Genomic DNA, 22,564 nt, shown 5'->3' on the forward strand with positions numbered 1-22,564 from the left:
TTATTCACCTTCTGTCAGTTGGCCGAATGTAACCGGACGGATCGGCGGACGGCAGGATAGCAGTTCTGCGTCGCGCACAGCGCCGGGATGTTTGTCTTGCAGCCACGCTTCGATGAGGTACCTGCACACCCTGCCTTGGCAGGCCCCCATCGTCGCGCGCGTTTTCATTTTCAATTGGCGCGAGGTGGAACAGCCCGTATGATAAGCCTGCTCAAGCTGATCGAACGTCACTTCCTCGCAACGGCAAATCAAGGTATCTGCTCGTTCCATTGGACATCCCTCTCTTAAGCGTAGCTGACTGCGCAAGTTTTGGTTTCGGTATAAAAATCGAGAGCCGCCTGGCCCTGCTCGCGTGTATGAGAGCTGGAAAGCTTCATGCCGCCGAACGGCGCCTGATATTCAACTCCGGCAGTTTCCTGATTGACGCGCACCATCCCGGCTTGGGCCTCATCCAGAAAGCGGTGCGCCTTGGACAGATTTTGTGTAAATAACGAAGCGCTAAGACCGAACACGGTACGGTTGCACAGCGCAATCGCTTCATCAAAGTCGCTCGCCTGAAGCAGGGTGACGACCGGTCCGAATATTTCCTCCTGAATCAGCGGATGATCCGCGTCCACACCAGCAGCTACAAGCGGCTTGACGAAGTAGCCTTCAACCGAATCTGCCAAATCGGGGCCTTCGGCGACAATTTGCGCCTGCTCGCGTGCGAGCTTGGCATAGGACATCACTGTCTTATATTGGCTGTTCGACGCCACGGGTCCGAGATAAGCCGTGGGATCAAGGGCCGTTGACTGCCGGATGGAAGTTACACCCTTTTGTAGCGCTCGGATAAACGGTTCGTAGATCCCTTTCTCCACGATGACCCGGCTTGTTGCCGTACATTTCTGCCCCGCCGAGCGAAACGCTCCGCTGAGGATCATCGGGATTGTTTTTTCCAGATCAGCGTCATTCAACACGATAGCCGCATTTTTGCCGCCCATCTCCGTCTGGTACTTAATGTTATTGCGGGCGCACGTTTCGGCTACCTGCAAGCCTGTAGAAGTAGAGCCTGTAAAGCTGAAAGCGTTGATTCCGGCCTGCTCCAGCAGCACGCCCCCAAGCTGTCGGCCGCTGCCGATAACAAGGTTCAGCACCCCTGCCGGAAGTCCGATGGAAGCAAAAACTTCCGTGATCAGCGTTGCCGTCAGTGAAGCGAATTCGGCAGGCTTCCAGACGATTGTGTTGCCGCAAATAAGCGCTGGAGCAATTTTCCAGATAGGAATAGCAACCGGAAAATTCCAGGGCGTTACAATGCCGACGACGCCTAGCGGCACCCGCTTCGTGTACTGCACCACTTGCGTTTCGCTGGACGGAATCACGCTGCCGTTCGGACGGACGCCTTCGGCTGCGTAGTAATTCAGCAGGTTGACGGCCCGCATCACTTCTCCCCGCATCTCCGTGATCGGCTTGCCCATTTCTGTACTGGCCAGCGTCGCCACCTCGGTCAAACGCGCTTTCAATGCTTCAGCCATTCGGTACAAATAATCCGCTCTTCCCGCTCCTGTCAGACGCGCCCAAGCGGGAAAGGCAGCTTGCGCCGCCTGTCCTGCCTGCACCACGTTCGAGGCATCGGATAAGTAAAGAACGCCGACTTTTTCCTGTACATTTGAAGGACTATGAATGACTGTTTCGCCGTTGCGCGGCGTCATCCATTCCCCGCCAATCCAGTTTTGACTGTTCTTCATCATATCCTCCTACTTTCCTGCGGCCAATTTGTAAGCCGCTTCAATCTCGCGGTATTCTTCCTCAGTGAGCGGCAAGCGCGGCGGGCGTGTGCCTCCCATCGGCATTCCGGCCAAATCCATCGTATATTTGATCGCCTGCACCAGAATCGGTTTGGAATCGTAGCGGAAAAGCGGGAGCAGCTTTTGATACAAAGCGAAAGCTTCCGTTAATTTGCCGGTGCGGGAGAGGCTGTACAGCTCAGCGCATTCTTTCGGGAATGTATTGGAAAGGCCGCCAATCCAGCCTGTGCCTCCGGCCAAAACGCCTTCGTACAGCATATCGTCAAGACCGACCAGCACTTCCAAATTGCATTTCTCCAAAATTTCCGGAATGCGGCGAACGTCCGCGGAAAACTCCTTGACGGCAACAACTTGCTCGATTTGCGCCAGTTCGGCGAGGAGGTCAGGCGTCAGGTCAACAGCCGTATCAAACGGATTGTTGTACGCAATAATCGGCAGCCCAACACTGGAAAGCGCTTTGTAATGGGCGATAATTTCGCTTTTTCTTGGGCGATAATTGATCGGCGGCAAGGCCATCACGCCTGCGGCTCCGTGGTCTTTGGCATGCTGCACCCATTTTACAGCTTGCTTTGTGGACGGCGATGCGCTGCCCACGACAAGATCGACCTTGCCAGCGGTTACCTTCGCCACAGTTTCTACCACTTTGGCCCGTTCTTGTTCGGTCATGGAAGCATATTCGCCAAGTGATCCGGTTGGAATAATACCTTGAACTCCCTGTTCAATCAACCAGGCAACATGCTCCTCCAATCGTCCGTAATCCACCTCTAACGTGCCTGTAAAAGGCGTTAAAATCGCCGTATATATCCCTTCAAATCTAGCCATTTTCTTTTTCCCCTCTCCTGTCAATTGTCGTTGTAATTCGTATAAGTCGCTTTCTGTCTATATCGTTTCCTGTATCAGCCGTCGTACCTGTCATCTCGGCACGGCATCACCCCTTTCACGAAACCGTTCGTTACTGTAACAGAAATCCCTGTATGAGCGGATCGGACGGATCGAAAACAAAATGATGCAGCCCTGTCACCCAGGCCGAACCGGCGATTTGCGTAATAACCGCAGGCAGGCTGCCTGCCTGAACTTCCCGCAGCACCTTGGCATAGAACAGCGAGCCTGTAATGCTTTCATGAACGAACTCTTCGTTCAGCTCCAATTGCCCCTTCGCGTACAATGTCGCGACTTTGGCGGAAGTCCCCGTACCGCAAGGCGAGCGGTCGATGCCGCCGGGCGGAATGACGACCGCATTACGGCAGTCGACTTCCGGCGACTGCGGATCTTCAAAAAACTCCACATGCGTCATTCCGCGAATAACCGGATTTTCCGGATGAATCACTTCGATGCTGGCATTCACGGCTTCGCGGATGCGGATGGCGGTGCTAACGATACTAGCTGCGTATTCGGGCTGCAAGGAAAGGCCGACAGAACGGGCATCGACGAGGCCGTAAAAGTTGCCGCCATACGCAATGTCCAGCTTCACTTCGCCCAGACCGTCAATATGAACCCGAACGTCCTCCTTATATAAGAAGGAAGGAATGTTTGTAAACGTCACCAGCTTCACCTTGCCGTTCTCAATGTCCAGCTTCGCTTCCACCAGGCCCGCCGGCGTGTCAAGCCGTAGCAGCTTAGTATCCTCAGGGAACATGCCGCTTTCAATCAATGCGGTGCAGACGCCTATCGTATCGTGGCCGCACATCGGCAAATAGCCGCCGGTCTCTATAAACACGACGCCGATATCGGCCGTCGGATCGCACGGCTCTGTCAGGATGCACCCGGACATCACCTCGTGACCGCGCGGCTCGAACATAAGGGCCCGGCGAAAATCGTCATGCCTCTCTGACATGTACACCATCTTCTCCGACATGGTACTGCCGTAAAGCTTAGGAGCTCCGCTCGTCACCGTGCGAGTCGGATTGCCGCCCGTATGGGTATCTATGGTCGTTACGATCTTGGACAGTTTCATGAGGGTCCTCCTTGCGGTTTTAACTATTTTATCTTAATTATAGATAAATTTTACATATAATAACGAACGCTTGATCCCATTATCATTCCGCCTCTCCTGTTCAGGAGGTTCGGCTTTGCGTAAAACGGTCGTAGCGCAGCGGCTCCGTCGGGATGCAGGTTGCCGTACCGCTCAGCATCTCGCTGACTAGCTTGCCCGTTACGGCCGCCAGGCTGATGCCGTCTCCTTCATGCCCGGCTGCCACATACAGGCCGGGAACCTCGTCGATCTCCGAAACAATCGGCAAATGATCCGGCGTCCACGGACGCAGTCCGGCATACGTGCGCAACATCGGAATTTGCGCAATGACCGGAAAAAAACGGATCGCCCGCTTCGCAACCAAGCGAATGACCTCCTGATCGACACGCGGTTCCATGCCTACGAATTGACGGCTGCTCCCGATCAGAAAATTTTGCGATGCCGTTGGCTCGAACACGAAGGCCACGCCAAACTTCTCGTAAGCTTCATCCACCTGCCGCTTGCCGCCGAATTTACTGATCAAATACCCGAACTCCATCACCTTGCGCTTGCCGATATTCGGCGTTCGCGACGCAACGAGAATGTGCCCTTTGCGCGGTTCGATGGGGATGTCGATTCCGACCATATGCCCAATTGATTTGGACCATACGCCGGCAGCGACAATGACCGATTTGGCCTTAATGTTGCCCCTGTCCGTTTCTACGCCCTGCACTCGCCCGCTTCCGTCCCGAAGGACATTCGTTACCGCCGTATGCGTCAACATGCGAGCGCCTAGCCGACGCGCTGTGGCGGCGAGCGAATACGTCAATAGCACCGGATTGACCGTAGAATCGGTCGCGCATTCCAGACCGCCATGCAGATCGGTCGCCATATACGGCCACTCGTCACGCAAATCTTGCCTGTCCAGCATGCGAAAGGGCAGCCCGGCTTCCTGTTGGCGCTTCACCCATTGCTCGGCAGCCGCCATCTCTTCCTCGCTCTCGCACACGAGAATGCTTCCCGGCGCGCGGTATTCAAATTCCTCGTCAAGCTCATGCACCAGCTCTGCTACCAATTCCTGCGATTTAAGCGACATGCGGCTGTCAAAGCCAGGGTCCTTGTCGATAGCCAAAATATTTCCGTCGCATTTGGACGAGGTGCCCCCGGCGATTTCCCCCTTTTCGACGACGATAACGTCCATGCCAAGCTTTGCCGTATAGTAGGCAATCGCCATGCCAATGATCCCGCCCCCGATAATTACAACATCTGCCGAATCGGACCTCATCGCCTACACTCCTTCTTTTTTGCTGCAACACGTATTTATAGAGCAATCAGTTCTTTGTCTGATTTCGTCAACACTTCAATGCCTGTATCGGTGACGAAAATATCGTCTTCAATGCGAACGCCGCCGAATCCCGGAATATAGATACCGGGTTCTACGGTCATCACCATCCCCGGCAATAGCACATCCTCGCTCGTCTGCGAAAACCGCGCAGGCTCATGAATCTCCAACCCGAACGCATGCCCCAGCCCATGTCCGAAATATTCGCCATACCCGCGCTGCGTGATCACGTCTCTGCCGAGTGAATCCGCATCCTTCGCGGACATTCCCGGTTTAAGACGGGCCAATGTTGTTTGATTGGCTTCCAGGACAGCGGCATAAATTTCTTTGTGCCTCGCTGTCGGGGTGCCGATGAATACAGTTCGCGTCAAATCCGAGCAATACCCTTCGTAGCTCGCGCCAAAATCGAGCGTTACGAACTCGTTCATCCCAATGGCTTTATCGCTCGCCAAGCCGTGCGGCAGCGCCGAGCGCTCTCCTGAAGCGACAATCAACGAATAGGCCGATGAAGCCGCTCCATTTTTACGCATGACATATTCCAGTTCCGCAGCAACATCCCGCTCCGTTATTCCCGGTTTCAGTACGCCCAAAATATGTGCGAACGCCTGCTCCGTAATGTCGATGGCTTTGCGGATGCGCTGCAATTCCCCGCTATCTTTGAAACCGCGAAGATGCTCGACGAGATGGCGCGTCGGCATCAGATCGATGCCTGCGAACGTCTCTTGATAGGCGGTAAAATTTTCGTAAGGCAGCACATGCTGCTCAAAACCGAGCTTTTTTACCTGGAGGGAATTCAGCGTCTCGTTGATCGTTTCGATGGGCTGCACCGCATGCTGCCGCACCTCGTACACCTTTGTCTGCGCCTGCGCTTGCTGCACATACCGAAAATCGGTCAATAAAATCGCTTGTTCTTTCGTGATGACCACATAGCCCGCCGACCCTTTAAATCCGGTCAAATACATGCGGTTAAAGGGACTTGTTACCAGCAAAGCGTCAATTCCCCATGCATCGAGTTTCTCACGAACAAGCTGCAATCGTCTTGCTTCCATGCAATCCTCCCGCTTTCCTTTACAAAATCAAGCATCCTGCCTGCGGCAGACGCATTTTTCCCGCTATCCCTTGATCCCCGTCAACGTAATGCCTTCTACAAAATAGCGCTGCGCGAGGAAAAACAGGAGCAGAATCGGAGCCACCACAGCCGCGGATGCAGCCATCAAATAGCCCCACTGCGCATTGTACAAGCCCTTGAATGTGGCCAGCCCCAAGGCCAGCGTAAATTTCTCATTGCTGCTTAAATAAATGATCGGGCCGAGAAAATCGTTCCACACATCAATGAAGGTGAAAATGCCCACAACGATCATCGCCGGTTTCGACAGCGGCACAATGACGCGCCAAAGCACTGTGAACGGCTTCGCGCCATCCATATAGGCGGCTTCATCCAAATCTTTGGGAATGCCCATAAAAAATTGGCGGAGTAAAAAAATGTTGAACGCGCCGCCGCCAAACCAGGCCGGAACCGTTAAAGGCAAAAACGAATTCAGTGCGCCTAGGCTCTTCCAGACTATAAAAGTCGGAATCAGCGTAACCGCATAAGGCAACATCATAGTCGCCAGCAGCAACGAAAAGACAAGATCCCTGCCAGGCCAGCGCAACCGGGAGAAGCTGTAAGCAGCCATCACACTTGTAATCAGCACGCCGCTAATTGTAAACAGCTCAATGGTCATCGTATTTTTAAAATAAAGGTGAAAAGGCACACTAGTCAGCGCTTCGCGATAGTTGCTCCATTTGACCGGATTTGGAATCCACTGCGGCGGAAAAATAAAGATTTGACTACGGTCCATCAAGGAACTACGCAAGAGCCATATAAAAGGAAAGATCATAACGACACTACCGAGAATCAGAGTCGCATAAACGCCCAGACGACTTAACGGATTGCTGCGGCTCTTGCGCATACCTTTGCTCACAGCGGCATGAACGGCCATTTGTTCCATTACGCCCCTCCCTCCTCGTAATGCACCCATTTTTTCGATGTTTTAAAGACAATCAGCGTCAGCACCAGGATGATGATAAACAAAATCCAGGCCAGCGCCGAAGCATAGCCGATTTTGGATTCCGTAAACGCTTTCCGGTACAAATAGTACACATAGAACAGCGTGGAATTGTTCGGGCCGCCCTGCGTCATCACATAAGCTTGATTAAACGCCTGGAACGTGCCGATTAACGACATGACGAGATTAAAAAATATCGTAGGCGACATATAAGGAACAGTTACATAAATGAACTTGTGCCAGCTATTCCCGCCTTCAACCTCGGCGGCTTCGTATAAATGTCCAGGAACTCCCTGGAGACCTGCCAGAAAGATCAGCACCGAATTGCCGACTCCCCATGTACTCATCAAAACCAGCGACGGTATTGCCGTCGATTCGCTGTAAACCCATTGCGACCCGGGCAGCCCTACCGACTTTAGCAGCGAATTCAGCAGTCCAAAATCCGGATTGTAAATCCAAATCCACAGCACCGTGTTGGCTATGCTAGGCACAATCGTCGGTAAATAGAAGATCGTGCGAAAAATCGAAAGCCCTCTTACTTTCTGGTTCAACAGCATGGCGATAAAAAACGCGACCAAAAGGCCGATCGGCACGCTTCCTAGCGCATAGTAGGTCGTTGCGTACAGCGATTTGTTAAACAAGGGATCGTTTGTAAAAATCGTCTTATAATTATCCAATCCAACGTAATGCCAATCGCTCCCGATGCTCCAATCGGTAAGACTGTAAAAGAAAGAAGCGACTACCGGATACAGTGTAAAGCACAAAAGCCCAAGTATAGGCGGCAGCGCGAAGAGGATGCCCCAATTACGCTCCATGCGCGAAATGCCAGACGCCGTTCGCATCACTGTGTCCCCCTTTCCATTAAATTATCCGAATATTCCGACTTTTGGCGCTACAGTTCAGAGATCCCCTTACCCTCAGGGGATCTCTTCCCCATTCAGCAAGCTATTTGTTATTTATCTGGGTATTTCCCTTTCAATAACGGCTGAAGGTCTTTTTCCAAGCCATCTAGTGCATCTTTTGCCGGTTTTTTATTTGTCCAGATCAAATCGAGCGCCGGGGTCAATTTGGAATTGATCTCCGACCAGTTTTTCAAGCTGGCAGAAGGCGATTTTACCGAATATTTGAGGGCGTAATCAATCGCTGCCGTCTTCCATTCAGGCGGATGCACGTCTTTGCTCACCCATGTATCGATGCCCGCCTGATCTGAGTAATACTTCGTTTCGACTGGCATCCAAAGCCCGATTTTATACAAATTCACTTGAGAAGGATTGTTGTGGAATTTGTAGAATTCCATTGCTTCCTTCGGATGCTTGGTGTTCGAGAATACGACGCTGGCGCCGGCTACATAAGTCGTCTTCGGCTCTTTGAATTTGGGAAGAACGCCCATGCCGTAATTCATTTTTGCATTGGAGATGTCAAGCTGCGCCCATGTGCCGTCCAGCACCATCGCCACCTTGCGCGTTTGCAGCCGTACATAGTTGTCCGGCATATTTTGCTGTTGAATCAAATCGGGCGATACATGATACTTGAACAGCAAATCTTGCAGCGACTGGAACACTTGTACGGATTCAGGACTGTTCATCGCATATTTCGTTCCGGATTCGTCTGTAATTCCTGCGCCGTTGCTGGCAAGCAGCGGTCCCCAACTGCCGCGGTCTGAACCGAAGGAGAAGCCGTACTGCTCGATATTTTTCGGATCAAAGGCAGGATCGTCCGCCCTTTTGCCATTTTTGTCCTTGGTCAATTTTTTTGCAACGGCTAAAAATTGATCCCATGTCCATGCCTTGCCCGCTTCGACCGGAGGCAGCTCCAGTCCCGCTTCTTTAAATAAATCCTTATTATAATAAAGTACCATCACTTCAGCTGCAGTGGCATAGCCTACTACTTTGCCGGGCTGGCCGTAGTAGAACGATGCCGGCAGGCGCTCTTTCAATTCCTTGGAATCCCCCAGAAACGGAGTAAAGTCAAGTAATTTCCCTTCCTCGCCCCATCTGGATGCAAGCGAATCGGGCAAGTACGCTACGTCGGGGAGTTCGTTAGCAGCCATCAATGTGTTGATCTTGGTGTTGTAGTCCCCTGGGACATGCTCGGATGTGACCTGAATGTTGGGATGAGAATCATTGAACGATTTCACCATGCCTTCAACAGCTTTCTTCTCTTCGTTACTGCCCCAGAACAAAAATTTCAGCTTGACAACTTCTTGCGAACTGCTAGCCCCAGGCTTGGCGCTTTCCGTGCTTCCCGACGGTTTGCCGCTGTCGCTTCCGCAAGCTGACAGCACGACAAGCGATGTAAGCAGTGTAACTGAAGTCAGCCATTTCCCTGTTTTCATAAACCTTCGCTCCCCCTCGATATCATTATGCCTTACATGTTTTATTATGTGGAAAAACAGCCGGGCGAACAATGGAATGAGTCCATACGATCTTTGTTTCGGTATGATGTTTTATAAAAACCGTTTGCGGAATTCGGTCGGTGTAATACCAACGTTCTTTTTGAACGCCATGCTGAAATAATTCGTATCGGTAAAGCCGACTTTGTTGGCTACTTCCAGTATTTTGAGCGAAGAATCGGCCAGAAGCTCCTTGGCCCGCTCGAACCGCACCCGCGTGGAGTAATCTCCGAACGTTTCTCCTGTCGCTTGCTTGAAACGCGAACTGAGATACTTCGGACTCATGTTTAAATAAGCAGCCAGATTAACCAGGCTGAGATCTTCGGATAAATGCTCGCGAATCCAGCTTTTGGCCTGTTCGATCATTTTGTACGAAGGAACATCCTTGGCCTGGCGAATCGCCTGTCCGACCTCGGCCACATAGGCGGATAAAAATCGCGCCACCTCGTCCACGGTCTGGCAACTGTTCAGATCGACCAGAGGATTGGCAACCGATAGTTGCTCCTGCTTAATGCCCGCTTCCTTGGACAGACGCATGACGAAGAGAACAAGTTGGAACGAGATTAGCTTCACATCACTCCAGGCGAGCGTCCGCAAGTTTTCCGACCATTCTTGCAAAATACTAAACACGTTGGCATCATTGCCTGCGCGCATTTCGCTCAGTAGGTACAGTTCCTTGTCCAGCAGACGGTTGTCCTCTGAAGCCGCCGCTTCGCCCATACGGATTGTCGTGAGCTGGTAGGGCATGATCTGGCCTTTGCCGACAAGCGACTTGTATTCGATGGCGCGCAGCGCTTCGTGGTAGGCTAGATACATATGCTCAATGCCCTGCATCGGGGTGCTGAGGCCAATACTAATTGACATATTCAAATATTCTGAAAATATTGCCCGCAGCCGCTCGGCGATGCCGTTCAAATACCCTTCTTCTTCGGTGCGGCTGCCAATCAGCAAAATGACCCGTCCGGGCGAATAGCCAAGCGAATACACATCGCCGTAAGACACCGTCGCCTCTTCAGCCAGCTTGCGGAACAAATACTGGTACAATTGGCGGTCTTGGGCGGAAGCCCGTTCCATCAGCGATGAGAAATCGTCAATATCCAGGCAAAGTACGGCGCAATAGCTTGTATCATCAAACCGTACCCCGATGGAATCCAACGCATTCAGGCACTCCTTTAACGGCCGGCGCTGCTGAACGAGGTCGATCAAAAATTGTTCGTGCGCGGCTTTGCTGTAATCCGTCACCTGCCGCTGCAGACGGTTCATATCTAGGTTGCGGTTTTCTCTTTTCTTCACGTGGCCGCTTGCCTTTTGCAGTGCTTTGTACAGATCCTCCCGGATGACAGGCTTGAGCAAGTAATCGGAAGCTTGCAAGACGACGGCTTCCTTGACCAGTTGAAATTCGTCGTACCCGGTCAAAAAAATAATTTGCACGTCCTCATCATGGCTGCGGATCGCTCTGGCCAGTTCCATTCCGCTCATTTCCGGCATGTTAATATCCAGCAGTAAAATATCCGGCCGGGCAATACGGTATAACTGCCAGGCCTCCACCCCGTCGGCGGCTTCGCCGATCAGGCTGATGTCCAGTTCGTTCCATAGCTCCGAGCTTTTCAAGCCTTCGCGAATATAATATTCATCGTCTACGATCAAAGCTTTGATCATCATTGATGCGCCTCCTTTCGTAAGTAGCAAGTAGTAGGGACGATATGGCGGGTACTGTGACCGATACGGTCGTGTATTTGCCTTTTTCGGTGGAAATGCCGATACCAAACCCCGCCCCGAAACGGAGGCGCAGTTGGTCATGCACATTTTTGATTCCGTATACTTTTCCTTTTTCGCCTTCGTTTAGCGCCTTGAAAATGTCGTGTAGCCGTTCTTCCGGTATGCCCTCGCCGTCATCGGTAACGCGAAAGGTCAGCATATGGCCTTCAAGCTCCGCGGATACCATGATCATGCCGGTGCCAGGCCTGCCCTTCAAGCCATGATAGATCGCATTTTCCACAATCGGCTGCATAATGAGTTTGGGCACATAATAGGGTTTAACAGCCTCATCTACCTCACAGATCCATTCAAATTTATCCTTGAATCTGAATTTCTGAACCTTGACGTAGGCGGATACGTGTTCCAGCTCGTCGGCTACCGTAATAAATTCATTCCCTTTGCTCAAGGTAATGCGGAAAAATTTCCCTAGTGCCCCGATGACCTCGCTCATCTGCGGCTGGTTGCTGGAGACGGCCAAGCCGTTTAGCGATTCCAGCGTGTTATACAAAAAGTGCGGATTAATTTGCGCCTGCAGCACTTCGATTTGCGCTTCCACGCGCTGACGAAGCATGTCATAAATTTCCTCGTGCAGCCGAGTATTTTCCTCCATCATGGTAATAAACTTCTCACCGATTTGCCCAACCTCGTCGTTAGGATTAAAAATGCGTTTTTGCCTTGCATGTGCATATTGATTGGCGACGATCATCGATCGGAGCCGGTTGAGCGGCTTGCTGATGGAATTGCCCAGCTTCAGAGCGGCCAGCCAGCCGATGATCAGCACAACGAGGAATATGCGGATCGTGAGCGTGCCGATCTCGTTCGCATCCTCATATAGCTTGGAATCCTCGATAATATTCACCAGTTTCCAGCGGGTTCGCTCGTTGTCCACCGAGGCGCTGAGATACGTTTTACCATCCAATGTCGTCTGCCCCCCGCCAAGATCGATCCGGGAAAGCAACTTCGCTGCGCTTTCGCCATTATCCGGGTCAGGTTGCGGCATCCGGTACATCACCTGCCCTTGATCATTGAGGATAAAAAATTGCGACTGTTCCGTCGGATTTAAAAACAGCAGCCCTTTAAAAAAGGCGTCTTTGTCGATTTCCAGCATCACGAAGCCCAGATCGTCATAATTGCCTTCCGTCCTTTTCAGCAGCTTGCAGACGAACATCCGGTTGGGATTGGCCGCTGTGCTTACTTCTTCAAACGGATTCTGGTTTATCCACATAATCGTGTTTTGATGCAGAATTTGGTTATAGTATATTTCGGCTTTTTTGGCGTCAAGGACGATTCTCGAACCGAACTGGACGCTGGCGCTGCCACGGTAAAGATGCATATTGGCGGAGCCGTTCTTGACATAAATCAGATAAGATGAAATATACGGCTTGGCCTGCGTATACACATTCATAATTTTGGACAGTTTATCCACATTGCGGATGTACTCAAAATCGTCCGCGACCGGAATGGCCAATATACTTTGAATTTCCTTGTTGCCCAAAATAACGTTCGTCAAATCGCCCACTTCATTGATCGCCCGATCCATGTAAAGCTCGGCCATCCTGAGCGAGGCTGTGGCATGATTCGTTGCATTGTCGCTTAGCTTCTGGGCAGTCAGCAAATAAAAAATAAGGCTGACGATGACCATCGGAATGACAATCAGGGAAGTAGTCAGCAAAAAAAACTTGCCGCGGATGGCCCGGACATTGATAAGTTCTTTCCATTTGTGAAGCATAGGACCCACCTCCGCCATCATCCATTTTTTCAGCTATTTGTTAATAATTATATCATGATGTGAGAAGTTGAAGCGCTCTCAATATTTGTGGAAGTAATAAAGCGAGCATGTGCGCTCTTCATTATCCGAGGTATTTTGAGCCATCCTAGCCTGACAGGGGATGAGGTACCCCTTCGCTTCTAACCAAAGCATCTATTTACAGCGCCTCGGCAATACCTTTCAATATTATTTGTGCATGAAAAAGCAGTTAGGTGAAGGTTTCGCTTTTTTATGTAAGGCATATTGGTTGAAATATTGAAAAAAATAGTTGAAATTTGAAGTATCTGGAATTTATAGGCTAATGTATAATTTATAAGACAACGCTTTCAAACTAACGTTATAACCTGTTGGACAGAAATCTCCGGGAGGTGATGCTCTTATAACTTTATTAACGTGAACATTTTCATACACGTGCTCGAAGCATCAATTGACGGTAATCGTGAGATACAGTCCTCCGGTTTGAATCTCTAGTGTGTTCTACAAAAAAAGTTTGGCCTGTGACCTACGGTTCCAGTAGGTCACAGGCCAAGTACACAGTGAAGAGACGCTTTTGGTTTCACATTCAATGCATCAACAATGCAGTAGTTTGTATCTAAAACAAAATAAAGTTTACTACCTACCATCACATTATCTAGAGCTCTTCCATGTGATTCTCCTTTCAAAACTCAACAATTACCTACTTGTCAGCCTTATCCACGACATCGTCGGCCTCCGTGCCGAGAATATCGATCAACGTGATTTCATTCCCCTCTTTGTCCGTTCCGATGGGATCATGCAAGGACACATCTTTACGCGTTTTCTTCAATGAGCGAAGATGCATAAGTATTTCATTTTCGATACAACGCGCTGCGAAAGTCGCCAGCTTCGTCCCTTTGTTTGGCGAGAACGATTCGATAGCTTTGATCAATCCGATCGTACCGATCGAGATTAAATCTTCGAGATCTTCCCCTGTGTTATCGAATTTTTTGACGTTGTGGACACGAAGCAACGTAATATTTTTTTTCGTTCTCCCCCACTACAAGCAATACAAAAAAAGAGCCGCAACATGGCTCCCCCTTACAATCTAATCATAAACCACATCTTACAACTACTCATTTTTAATTACCCAGTAGTTTCATTATTCGCAACTGTTACAATTTTTGCTTTCTTAAAGCATATTGTTAAAATTCTCCCTAAAATGATTTTGCTGAACATTGAAAAACTATGCAGCCTTAGCAGCTGGAGATCAACAGAGCGAGAAGCTGACGCTCGCCGAAGATTAAGACAACCTCCCACTCATCTAGCATATCCAAGTTTAACTTTTGGGTGCTCAATCTTCAGCTGCACCTTATCCAACACAACGTTGCCTTCCGAGCCGAAAAGTCGATCAATATATTCGCAGCCTCGGCACCGACCAAGGTAAGTTCCAAGGCAAGCAGGCTAGGATTTTTCATACTGTTTTCGGTACTCATGCGGGGCAAGGCCGTTCGATTTTTTAAATATTTTTGCAAAGTGGGATAGGTGCGTGTAGCCTAAAGATTCCGCCACGCTGCTAACTTTCATGTTCGTTTCGGCGAGCAGTTGCTTCGCCTTCTCCATCTTGGCCTCCAGCACATAGTCGGACAAAGCCCTTCCAGTTTCCTTTTTGAACCAGCGGGACAAATAGGCCGGATTGAGGAATACATACCCGGCGATATCCTCTCGTGAAAAATCATCCGTGATATGCTCCTCAATGTATTGCTGAACCTTAACGAGCAGCGCCGACTTCCCTTTGTGGTATTGCACCAAGAAACGAGCGGCTTCGGTCATAAGTAGAGATACGCTGTTCTGAAGCTGAATGATGGACCTTGGATACTGGTAGAGCTCGGCCAGCATTTTGGGTCCGAATACATCTCGGATCAACACGCCTTTCTTATGAAACACTTGATAAAGCAAATGGATGAATCCATAGTAGAAGGCATTCAGCGATTCCTGGTCTGCGCCTTCGGTCCGCAGTTTTTCCATATTCACATCCAGCTTGGAAAGCAGCTCCTCTTCCTTGTCCTGCTCAAGAAGGATCGACCAGTCCGCAAAGGAAGGGCTCAAATGCAACTGGGCGGGCTGCAGAGGCTTCTCTTCATCGATCGCTATCACACCACAGGTATTGATTACATTCGCTTTCTCCGCGGATAAAAGCGACTCATATACGGCCGTCAACTGAAGTGCCGGAACGGGGGCTGCAATATAACAAGACACGCTACACTGGAAATTGTCTACGCAAAATGCGTTATAACGCTCCGCCAACCGCTTCACTCCCTCCTTTCCTGCAGATTCCAGTAAGGGCAGCGGATAATAGAGGAGTACCAGACTCAAGTCGTTCTCGATCGATACGACGAGACCTTTCTCGTCGTGCAGGAACACTTCCTCGGCAGTTTTCCGCAGCGCATAGCACATAATTTCTTCGTCTCTAGGACTGAACAGCTCTTTCCACTGCTCTAAGCTGATTAGAATAGGCAACACCGGATCGCCCACTCCAATCGGAAGTCCGTTCTCTTCAAACTGCCGCTGCAATCCTTCCTTATCTGGAGCGATTCGGTAATGCAGCAAATCCTGCCAAAGACGCTCGGTTACGATTGGAAGCTGCTTCTGATATAGATTGCGATAATGCTGATAATGTTCGTTAAGGCTAAGTACTTCTCGATCTTGCTCCACCTTCTCCAGTGCTCTCCAGATGACATCCTTCAATTGCCCGTGATCGACCGGCTTAAGCATATAATCAAAGCTTCCATGCTTCACGGCCATTTGCGCGTAATCGAAGCTGGCATGTCCGGTCAGAAAAATCGTCTTTATAGTCGGAAAACGTTCGTTCACCCAATTCAAAAGGGCCAGCCCGTTCATCTCCGGCATTTCAATATCGCAGATCATAACGTCGATCGGGTGCGTCTGCAGGATATCTTGTGCGTCGATGGCATCGTAGGCTTCGAACACTTTGCTGACATCTAGTTCTTCCCATCGGATTCCCTTGCGCAACCCTCGAATGGCTACCGGTTCATCATCCACGACCAATACGTTGTACATTTGTCAGACTCCTTACTCCTGTTTTTCGGGATTCATCTTCAGTGGTAGACGTACCAACACCTGCGCTCCTCCGTTCGGTCGATTTCCGAACTGTACCGAAGCACGGCCGCCATAATGAATGTCAAGACGGTACAGTACATTCCATATGCCGATATGAGCATGCCCAGATTCTTGGAGGTAGGTACTGGATGACTGTAGCTGCTGAAGGAACTCTCTCGGGAATCCTACTCCATTGTCGGCCACCGTAATCTCTAACATGTCAGGGGCTTGTTCATCCTGATGGACGATAATTTCAATCAGGAACGTGGTCTTCAGCTTCTTGAAACCGTGAATGATCGCATTCTCAACAAACGGCTGCACGATGAGTGGTGGAATATAACAGCTGTCCACATCCTCAGTCGATTCAACGCGATAGCTAAGCCTGTCCTCAAAGCGAAGCCACTGAATTTCCAAATAATTTCTAATATGCTGAAGTTCTTCGGGAATGGTGATGCTGTTGCCATTCGTCTTAATGATGAAGCGGAAATAATCGGCCATATGCAGCGACATCTTCTTAATCGAGGTGTAGTCTTCCAGCACAGCCATATTATACATCAGATTCAGACAGTTCATATAGAAGTGCGGATTGATCTGAACCTGTAGATGCCTGAATTCCGCATGCTGTACCCGCAGCTTCTCTTCATACACATGAATTTTCAAATCGCGGATTTCTTCGACCATACTATTAAAGGTTTGGGCAAGGAACGCAAATTCGTTCGTATCCTCCAGCCGAAGACGCACCTCCAGATTGCCTAAACCGATCTTCCTCATTCCTCCGATCAGATTCGTGAGAGGATTAAGGAACAGTCTTTTCAGGAAGAGCAAGAACAATAAAAGAATCAAGATGGCGGCAACCGGCACCAAATAAATCACCCTTTGGAAGGAGAGCAGACTCTTAAACATCGCCTCTTCCGGCACAAGCTTGATGAAATACAAATTGGAAATGATCGATTTCCTGCCGACCATTAAATAGTTCAATTTGGCTTTGGAATCCGCAACGGTTTGATATGATTCTGCCAGAAGCGGAAGCTTTTCCCGTACCGCTTCCAGTTGCTTCTCTGATAAAGGATGCGCGCTCATTGGCACACCAGTCTCGGTGAGGACAAGCGCCATCCCGGTATCGTTCTGATCCATATGGTTTAATGGAGCGACATACCTTTGAATGTCACTCCAATTGCCGATATATAAATTGCGGTTCACCCGGACTAAATTCGTCAAATAGTGGCTAGTGCCGACGTCAACAACATTCCAATTGCGATAATCGGTGCTGTCGTACTGGGAAATTAACCGTTCGATATGTTCGCGAATGGCGGCCGTCTTCTCGGCTACCCTATCTTCGGTCACCAGAATAAGATCTTTGGTTGCAATCGAATAGACGAATAAGGAATCCAAGTTGTTATTCAAATTAATATCTGTCGTAAATTTATTGATGATGGCGACCCGCGTCAGCACATAATCAGTCGAATCTGGCGAATACAGATTCAAGGTGTTCAGATTAAAATCCGTATCAGCATTATGAATCAAATATTTGCTGGTTTCCCGCAATGAGCTATCGATACGATTCACATAGGGTTCAAGTAGGCTGTTGTTGGTGCTTGCTACCTGATTACGCACAACGTTCATCGCATGAATGTTATTGTAAAACAAGAAAAAAAGTAATGGAGAAAACATAATTGTGAAGCCGATAAAAAATTTAAATCCGAGTGAACGCTTAAAATTCATGTTACAGAACTCCCTATTTGAACCGTGCAAGCCGCTCGGCCGCTTCTAATGAAGTAGACTAAGGCAATCTCCACTATCGAGATTGCCTTAGTCTTATGATCGGAGCTTTTGAAGACAGATCCGTATTATTTCTTGTTAGCAGCCAAGAACTCATCGAGCTGCTTTTGCTTCTCGGCCAAAATTTTGTCGAGGCCGGCTTCCTTCAGCTTCGCTTTGAATTTAGCCAGCACATCGTCAGGTTCAATCGAGCCGGTGTACAGCGCCGCCTGGAACTGGTTATTGACGTTAACGACAGCTGCAACTTCGCTCTTCACCGGCTCGCTGTTGAACGTAAAGCCAAGTGCTGGCGACGGCTTGCCTGCATTGTTGAACTGCTTGAACTTCTCCCACTTCTGCGGATCTTCGTTCGGCTGCAGGTAGTTCAGAAACTGGTTGCCGAACATCCAAGCGGAGCCTGGATTATATTTCTTGGAGCCCATTTCGGCGTCGATCACCGTATCCGATTTCTTCACATAATGAATGCCCTCGATCCCGAAGTTGAGCATGTTGTTCAGCATCTTGTCTGAATGCAGCATGTTGATGAACATCATGGCGCGCTCCGGATCCTTTGACGTTCTGGAGATTGCCAGCATTGAACCAGCCGCAGCAGCCGTTGAGATCGTCGGCGACGTAAGCTCCACCTGTACCAGCTTCTGACCGGTCGCGATCGCCATCTCTGCATCTTTACCAGGCTTCAAGCTTTGTGCTACAGCGAATACGTTGCCTGCTTTCATTTGGTCCTGAGGGAATACTTTCGCGGATGCGGCATCTTGGTTAATAAAGCCTTTTTTGAACCAATCGCGCATAAGCTTAATGCGGTCCACTGTTTCCGGCAGATCGAGCTCGCTAACGACCTTCGTGCTCGATTGGTCCTTCAGTATGATGCCGGGAATTGTTCCATCGCCAATGTAATCCCATTGATTGATCATGTTGATGCCGTTTTCCTGATTGGACATATAATATGGAATCATCTTCGGCTCATTATCTTTGATGGTCTTGAATAATGGTTCCATATCGGCAACCGTCTTCACCTTGGACAAATCCATATTGTATTTGTCAACCAGATCCTTACGAAGGACGAAGCCGAGAGTTTGAGCAATCTCTTTATTCGTCGGAACGCCATAGTTTTTGCCGTTGATTTTAGAACCTACAAGGAATTGGGGATCCAAGCTTTTCTTGATATCTTGGCCGTATTTGTCGAGCAGGTCGTTCAGCGGTAGGAAAGCGCCTTTCGCTACATTGGTGGAGTGTCCGTTCCAAGAAGCCGTGAAGATGATATCCGCTTGTTCGCCTGAAGCAACGAGCAAGTTCATTTTATCGTTCCATGCGCCCCAATCGATCGGCTTAATCTGGATGGACGCGTTGATTTTTCCTTTTAGGTATTCGCTCATCTTTTCTTCAACTAACTTCTGGTCTGGTTGAGACGTACCCGGGTAGTAAAGCGTCAGTGTATATGGCTTTAGATTCGCTGCGCCTGCATTTGCCGTATTGTCTTTCTTGGCGCTCGTATCTGCAGCCGGTGCTGCTTTATCGCTTGCCCCGCTGTTCGTAGCGGCGCCACTACAAGCTGCCAGACCCATGGACATGACTAGAGTCAAAACGGCAACTGCCATCGGATTCTTTCTTCCAAATGCTCTCTTCATTAAAATCACCCTCCGTTGTGTATTGATCTATGCTAACCGGTTCTTTACTTTTCATCCGGAATTAGCCGCTACCCTTTTACTGCCCCTACGGTCAAGCCCTTGACAAAGTATCTTTGGAAGAACGGATAAGCGAAGATGATTGGCCCGATACCGACGACGCACATCGCCATCCGGACCGTTTCGGTCGGCAGGTTAGCAAGGCCGCCCTGAGCGTTAATGCTTTGCGACGCATACGGATTCGAGGTCAAATACTGAATGTTGAGCATCGTCTTGTACATCAAGTATTGGAGACTGACCATCTGATCGTTGGTGATGAAGATCAGGCTCAGGAACCAATCGTTCCAGTACGTCAAAGTGGTGAACATCGCTACAGTCGCAAGCACCGGAAGTGAGAGAGGGATAACGATGCGCCATAAGATTTTCCACTCGCTGGCTCCGTCGATCGTCGCCGATTCCAATATTTCCTTCGGGATCGTGTTGGCGAAGAAAGTTCTCATCAGTAGGATGAAGAACGGCGAAATCAGCAGTGGGATGATCAGCGCAAGAAGCGAGTTTTTAAGATCTAGTAGCTGCACATAAGTCAGGTAGAAAGGAACCAAACCTCCGTTAAACAGCATTGTAAAGAACATGTAGAAGGTGAAGAAGCCTCGGTGTGAAAAGTCTTTACGCGAAATCGGGTAGGCGAACAATGCCATAAACGTGATTCCAACGATCGTTCCCACCATCGTTACGAATAGACTGATGCCGTAAGACTTTAGAATAGGTAGCCAGTTATCTTGAAAGAGGTACGTGTAAGCGAAAGTGCTGAACTTCTCCGGTATAATCTGATACCCGTTGATCAGGACTGCATTCTCATCCGATAAGGAAACGATGATCACCAGGATAACCGGGAATATGCAAGCGATTGCATACAACCAGAAGAAGATGTGTACGATCACCCGTGCAATAGGCGACATTTCGTTGTTAAGCTTCATTTTTTTTGTCAATGCGGTTTGCATGGACGAAGTTGCAGCTCCCATAATACACCTCCTAGAACAATGCGTTGTCTTTGCTGATGCGGCGGACGACGAGATTCGAGATTAGGACGAGAATAAAGCCGACCATCGATTGATACAACCCTGCCGCCGACGATAATCCAATATCCCCGCTGGTCAGAAAAGTCCGATACACATAAGTGTCAATCACGTTCGTCGTCGGAAAGAGAGGACCCGAGTTCAGCGTTACTTGGTAGAACAAGCCGAAGTCCGAATAGAAAATGCGACCGATCTGCAAAAGCGTCATGACGACCATGGTCGGTACAAGCAAAGGAACAGTAATCTGGATAATCTGCTGCCATTTGCCTGCTCCGTCAATCAGCGCCGCTTCGTAATATTCGTCGGATATGCTCATAATCGCTGCCAAATAAATGATTGCGTAATATCCGATGCCCTTCCAGGTATTCACAATCGGCAGAATAAACATCCAATACTTCGGTTCGTTGTACCATTCGATTGGCTTCAGGTTGAAATACTTCATCATGGTATTAAGCAGTCCGTGCTCTTGGCCGAGAAACGCAAAGCCGAGATAAGAGACGACGATAGCCGAAAGGAAGAACGGCATGAACATTGAACCGAGATAAAACTTCGGAAGAAACTTATTCTTAATCTCGTTGAGAAGAATAGCTAAGGCGACACCAATGATCAGGTTCAGCAAGATGAAGATCGTATTGTAGACGATCGTATTGCGGGTGATCACCCAAGCACTCTCGGTAGCGAACAAGTATTTGAAGTTCTGAAACCCGTTCCACGGACTGCCGAGAATACCGTCCGTATAGTTAATGTTTTTGAATGCGATTAACACACCGAACATCGGAATATAGTTATTGATCAGTAGAACGATGGACGCCGGAAGGAGCATGAGATAAAATGGCCAGTATTTTTTCATCGTTCGCATGCAGCTTACCCCTTTCCTCTCTATTTGCTTTCTATGTACCTAATTATAGGATTGCGCCTCATAAACACTCTACATACGCAGGTGACTTGATCATCACTTTTGTGACATAGTTTCGTTTTTTTGTAAGCGGATTTGACAAAATTCTATGTCCCTTCTCACAATTCCTGCCGAGAGTGGATCTACAACAACGGAAATGCTCTTTGTACTGGGCGAGCTTATACTCCAGTCACAGGATGATCAATGGTAAAGAAATCTGTAAAGAAGTAAATATATGATTTGGTTTTGGTGCAACAATTAAAATTGATCAAAGATATCCGCGATTTCGTTGTTTGATTATGCTGTCAAACCAAACAATTTGTTGATTAATTCAACTAAGGAAAGGACAGACGAATGAACGCATTCGACCTGCCCTTTCCTTAGCATATGCATGACTTCGATTCCCGCAATTGTATATTCTGCAGTTTCAAACGACTTGAATCCCAGCATTGGTTTTATGATTTTCTTTATAAACCGATGATCTTGTTCAATAATATTGTTAAGATATTTCTTTTGCCGTAGTAATGTTTCTTGTTTCATAGCCTTCTCGTCCATTAATTGCTGAACTGCAATAGGGTAAGCTGGGTTTTTATCGACAGTGATCACACGAGGCGATTGATTGTGTGTTGAAGTCAATGCTTTCTTGAAAAATCGTTTGGCAGCGAGAGCGTCTCGATTTTCAGACAACATGAAATCAATCGTGTTTCCTTTTGAATCTACTGCTCTGTAAAGATATTTCCACTGCCCTTTGACTTTAATATAGGTTTCATCAGTTCGGAAGGAATCATTTGTCGACTTTAAATAGGGACGAATTCGCTTGTCTAATTCTGGCCCAAACTCATGAACCCATCGCATGATGGTTGTATGAGCCATCCCAAGACCTCGTTCTTCCATCATCTCCACTAGATCACGATAACTTAGGCTATATTTCAAATACCATCTTACTGTTAGCAAAATAACTTGAGATTCATACTGCTTCCACTTAAACAAATCTAATTCTGTTTCCAACGTAATTGCCCCATCCCATGAATTCATTTCAATAATGCTATCATGGATTAGAACTTTGCACCAGAA

At 48.8% G+C, this 22,564-nt stretch carries 17 protein-coding genes and 1 pseudogene; all 18 read right to left on the reverse strand.

The genetic code is table 11. The annotated features are described in order from the left end of the window. Positions 1 to 306 carry a (2Fe-2S)-binding protein gene (locus AC58UU_RS16105; RefSeq protein WP_497317173.1) on the reverse strand — a complete coding sequence of 102 codons (306 nt, stop codon included), beginning with the start codon at positions 304 to 306 and terminating at the stop codon, positions 1 to 3. Next, on the reverse strand, positions 285 to 1,727 hold the full coding sequence (locus tag AC58UU_RS16110) for an aldehyde dehydrogenase family protein (protein WP_497317175.1): 1,443 nt from the start codon (positions 1,725 to 1,727) through the stop codon (positions 285 to 287). The genes AC58UU_RS16105 and AC58UU_RS16110 overlap by 22 nt, the downstream gene beginning before the upstream one ends. Positions 1,728 to 1,733: 6 nt before the next feature. Next, positions 1,734 to 2,606: a dihydrodipicolinate synthase family protein gene (locus AC58UU_RS16115; RefSeq protein ID WP_497317177.1), complete on the reverse strand. Its 873-nt coding sequence runs from the start codon at positions 2,604 to 2,606 to the stop codon at positions 1,734 to 1,736. 130 nt (positions 2,607 to 2,736) lie between these two features. Next, positions 2,737 to 3,738 (reverse strand): proline racemase family protein, encoded by a 1,002-nt coding sequence (locus AC58UU_RS16120; RefSeq protein ID WP_497317179.1) that lies wholly within the window; start codon positions 3,736 to 3,738, stop codon positions 2,737 to 2,739. A 100-nt stretch (positions 3,739 to 3,838) separates the two neighbouring features. Beyond that, positions 3,839 to 5,020 carry an NAD(P)/FAD-dependent oxidoreductase gene (locus AC58UU_RS16125; RefSeq protein WP_497317181.1) on the reverse strand — a complete coding sequence of 394 codons (1,182 nt, stop codon included), beginning with the start codon at positions 5,018 to 5,020 and terminating at the stop codon, positions 3,839 to 3,841. Between the two features lie 35 nt (positions 5,021 to 5,055). Further along, the gene (locus AC58UU_RS16130; RefSeq protein ID WP_497317183.1) at positions 5,056 to 6,126 is read right to left on the reverse strand and encodes a M24 family metallopeptidase; all 1,071 of its coding nucleotides are present in this window, start codon (positions 6,124 to 6,126) and stop codon (positions 5,056 to 5,058) included. A gap of 63 nt (positions 6,127 to 6,189) precedes the next feature. Beyond that, positions 6,190 to 7,068: a carbohydrate ABC transporter permease gene (locus AC58UU_RS16135; protein WP_497317185.1), complete on the reverse strand. Its 879-nt coding sequence runs from the start codon at positions 7,066 to 7,068 to the stop codon at positions 6,190 to 6,192. Continuing rightward, positions 7,068 to 7,970, reverse strand: coding sequence for a carbohydrate ABC transporter permease (locus tag AC58UU_RS16140; RefSeq protein WP_497317187.1), 903 nt, complete (start codon positions 7,968 to 7,970; stop codon positions 7,068 to 7,070). Before AC58UU_RS16140 ends, AC58UU_RS16135 begins: the two co-directional genes overlap by 1 nt. 107 nt (positions 7,971 to 8,077) lie before the next feature. Further along, positions 8,078 to 9,460: an ABC transporter substrate-binding protein gene (locus tag AC58UU_RS16145; RefSeq protein ID WP_497317189.1), complete on the reverse strand. Its 1,383-nt coding sequence runs from the start codon at positions 9,458 to 9,460 to the stop codon at positions 8,078 to 8,080. A gap of 111 nt (positions 9,461 to 9,571) precedes the next feature. Then, on the reverse strand, positions 9,572 to 11,179 hold the full coding sequence (locus tag AC58UU_RS16150; RefSeq protein WP_497317191.1) for a response regulator: 1,608 nt from the start codon (positions 11,177 to 11,179) through the stop codon (positions 9,572 to 9,574). Beyond that, entirely contained in the window at positions 11,148 to 13,004 is a 1,857-nt protein-coding gene (locus AC58UU_RS16155; RefSeq protein WP_497317193.1) for a sensor histidine kinase, read from the reverse strand. The genes AC58UU_RS16150 and AC58UU_RS16155 overlap by 32 nt, the downstream gene beginning before the upstream one ends. A 727-nt stretch (positions 13,005 to 13,731) precedes the next feature. Further along, positions 13,732 to 14,037 (reverse strand): annotated as a pseudogene (locus tag AC58UU_RS16160) (sigma factor); the annotation flags it as partial. Positions 14,038 to 14,462: 425 nt separating this feature from the next. Further along, positions 14,463 to 16,079: a response regulator gene (locus tag AC58UU_RS16165; RefSeq protein WP_497317195.1), complete on the reverse strand. Its 1,617-nt coding sequence runs from the start codon at positions 16,077 to 16,079 to the stop codon at positions 14,463 to 14,465. 12 nt (positions 16,080 to 16,091) lie between these two features. Further along, on the reverse strand, positions 16,092 to 17,840 hold the full coding sequence (locus tag AC58UU_RS16170; RefSeq protein ID WP_497317197.1) for a sensor histidine kinase: 1,749 nt from the start codon (positions 17,838 to 17,840) through the stop codon (positions 16,092 to 16,094). A 125-nt stretch (positions 17,841 to 17,965) separates the two neighbouring features. After that, positions 17,966 to 19,522 (reverse strand): ABC transporter substrate-binding protein, encoded by a 1,557-nt coding sequence (locus AC58UU_RS16175; RefSeq protein WP_497317199.1) that lies wholly within the window; start codon positions 19,520 to 19,522, stop codon positions 17,966 to 17,968. Positions 19,523 to 19,590: 68 nt separating this feature from the next. Then, the gene (locus AC58UU_RS16180) at positions 19,591 to 20,541 is read right to left on the reverse strand and encodes a carbohydrate ABC transporter permease (protein ID WP_497317201.1); all 951 of its coding nucleotides are present in this window, start codon (positions 20,539 to 20,541) and stop codon (positions 19,591 to 19,593) included. A gap of 10 nt (positions 20,542 to 20,551) precedes the next feature. Continuing rightward, positions 20,552 to 21,454 (reverse strand): ABC transporter permease, encoded by a 903-nt coding sequence (locus AC58UU_RS16185; protein WP_497317203.1) that lies wholly within the window; start codon positions 21,452 to 21,454, stop codon positions 20,552 to 20,554. 333 nt (positions 21,455 to 21,787) lie between these two features. Beyond that, positions 21,788 to 22,498, reverse strand: a complete 711-nt coding sequence (locus AC58UU_RS16190; protein WP_497317205.1) for an IS6 family transposase — start codon at positions 22,496 to 22,498, stop codon at positions 21,788 to 21,790. Positions 22,499 to 22,564: the final 66 nt, after the last annotated feature.

The sequence above is a fragment of the Paenibacillus sp. JT22N1 genome, from assembly GCF_059692155.1.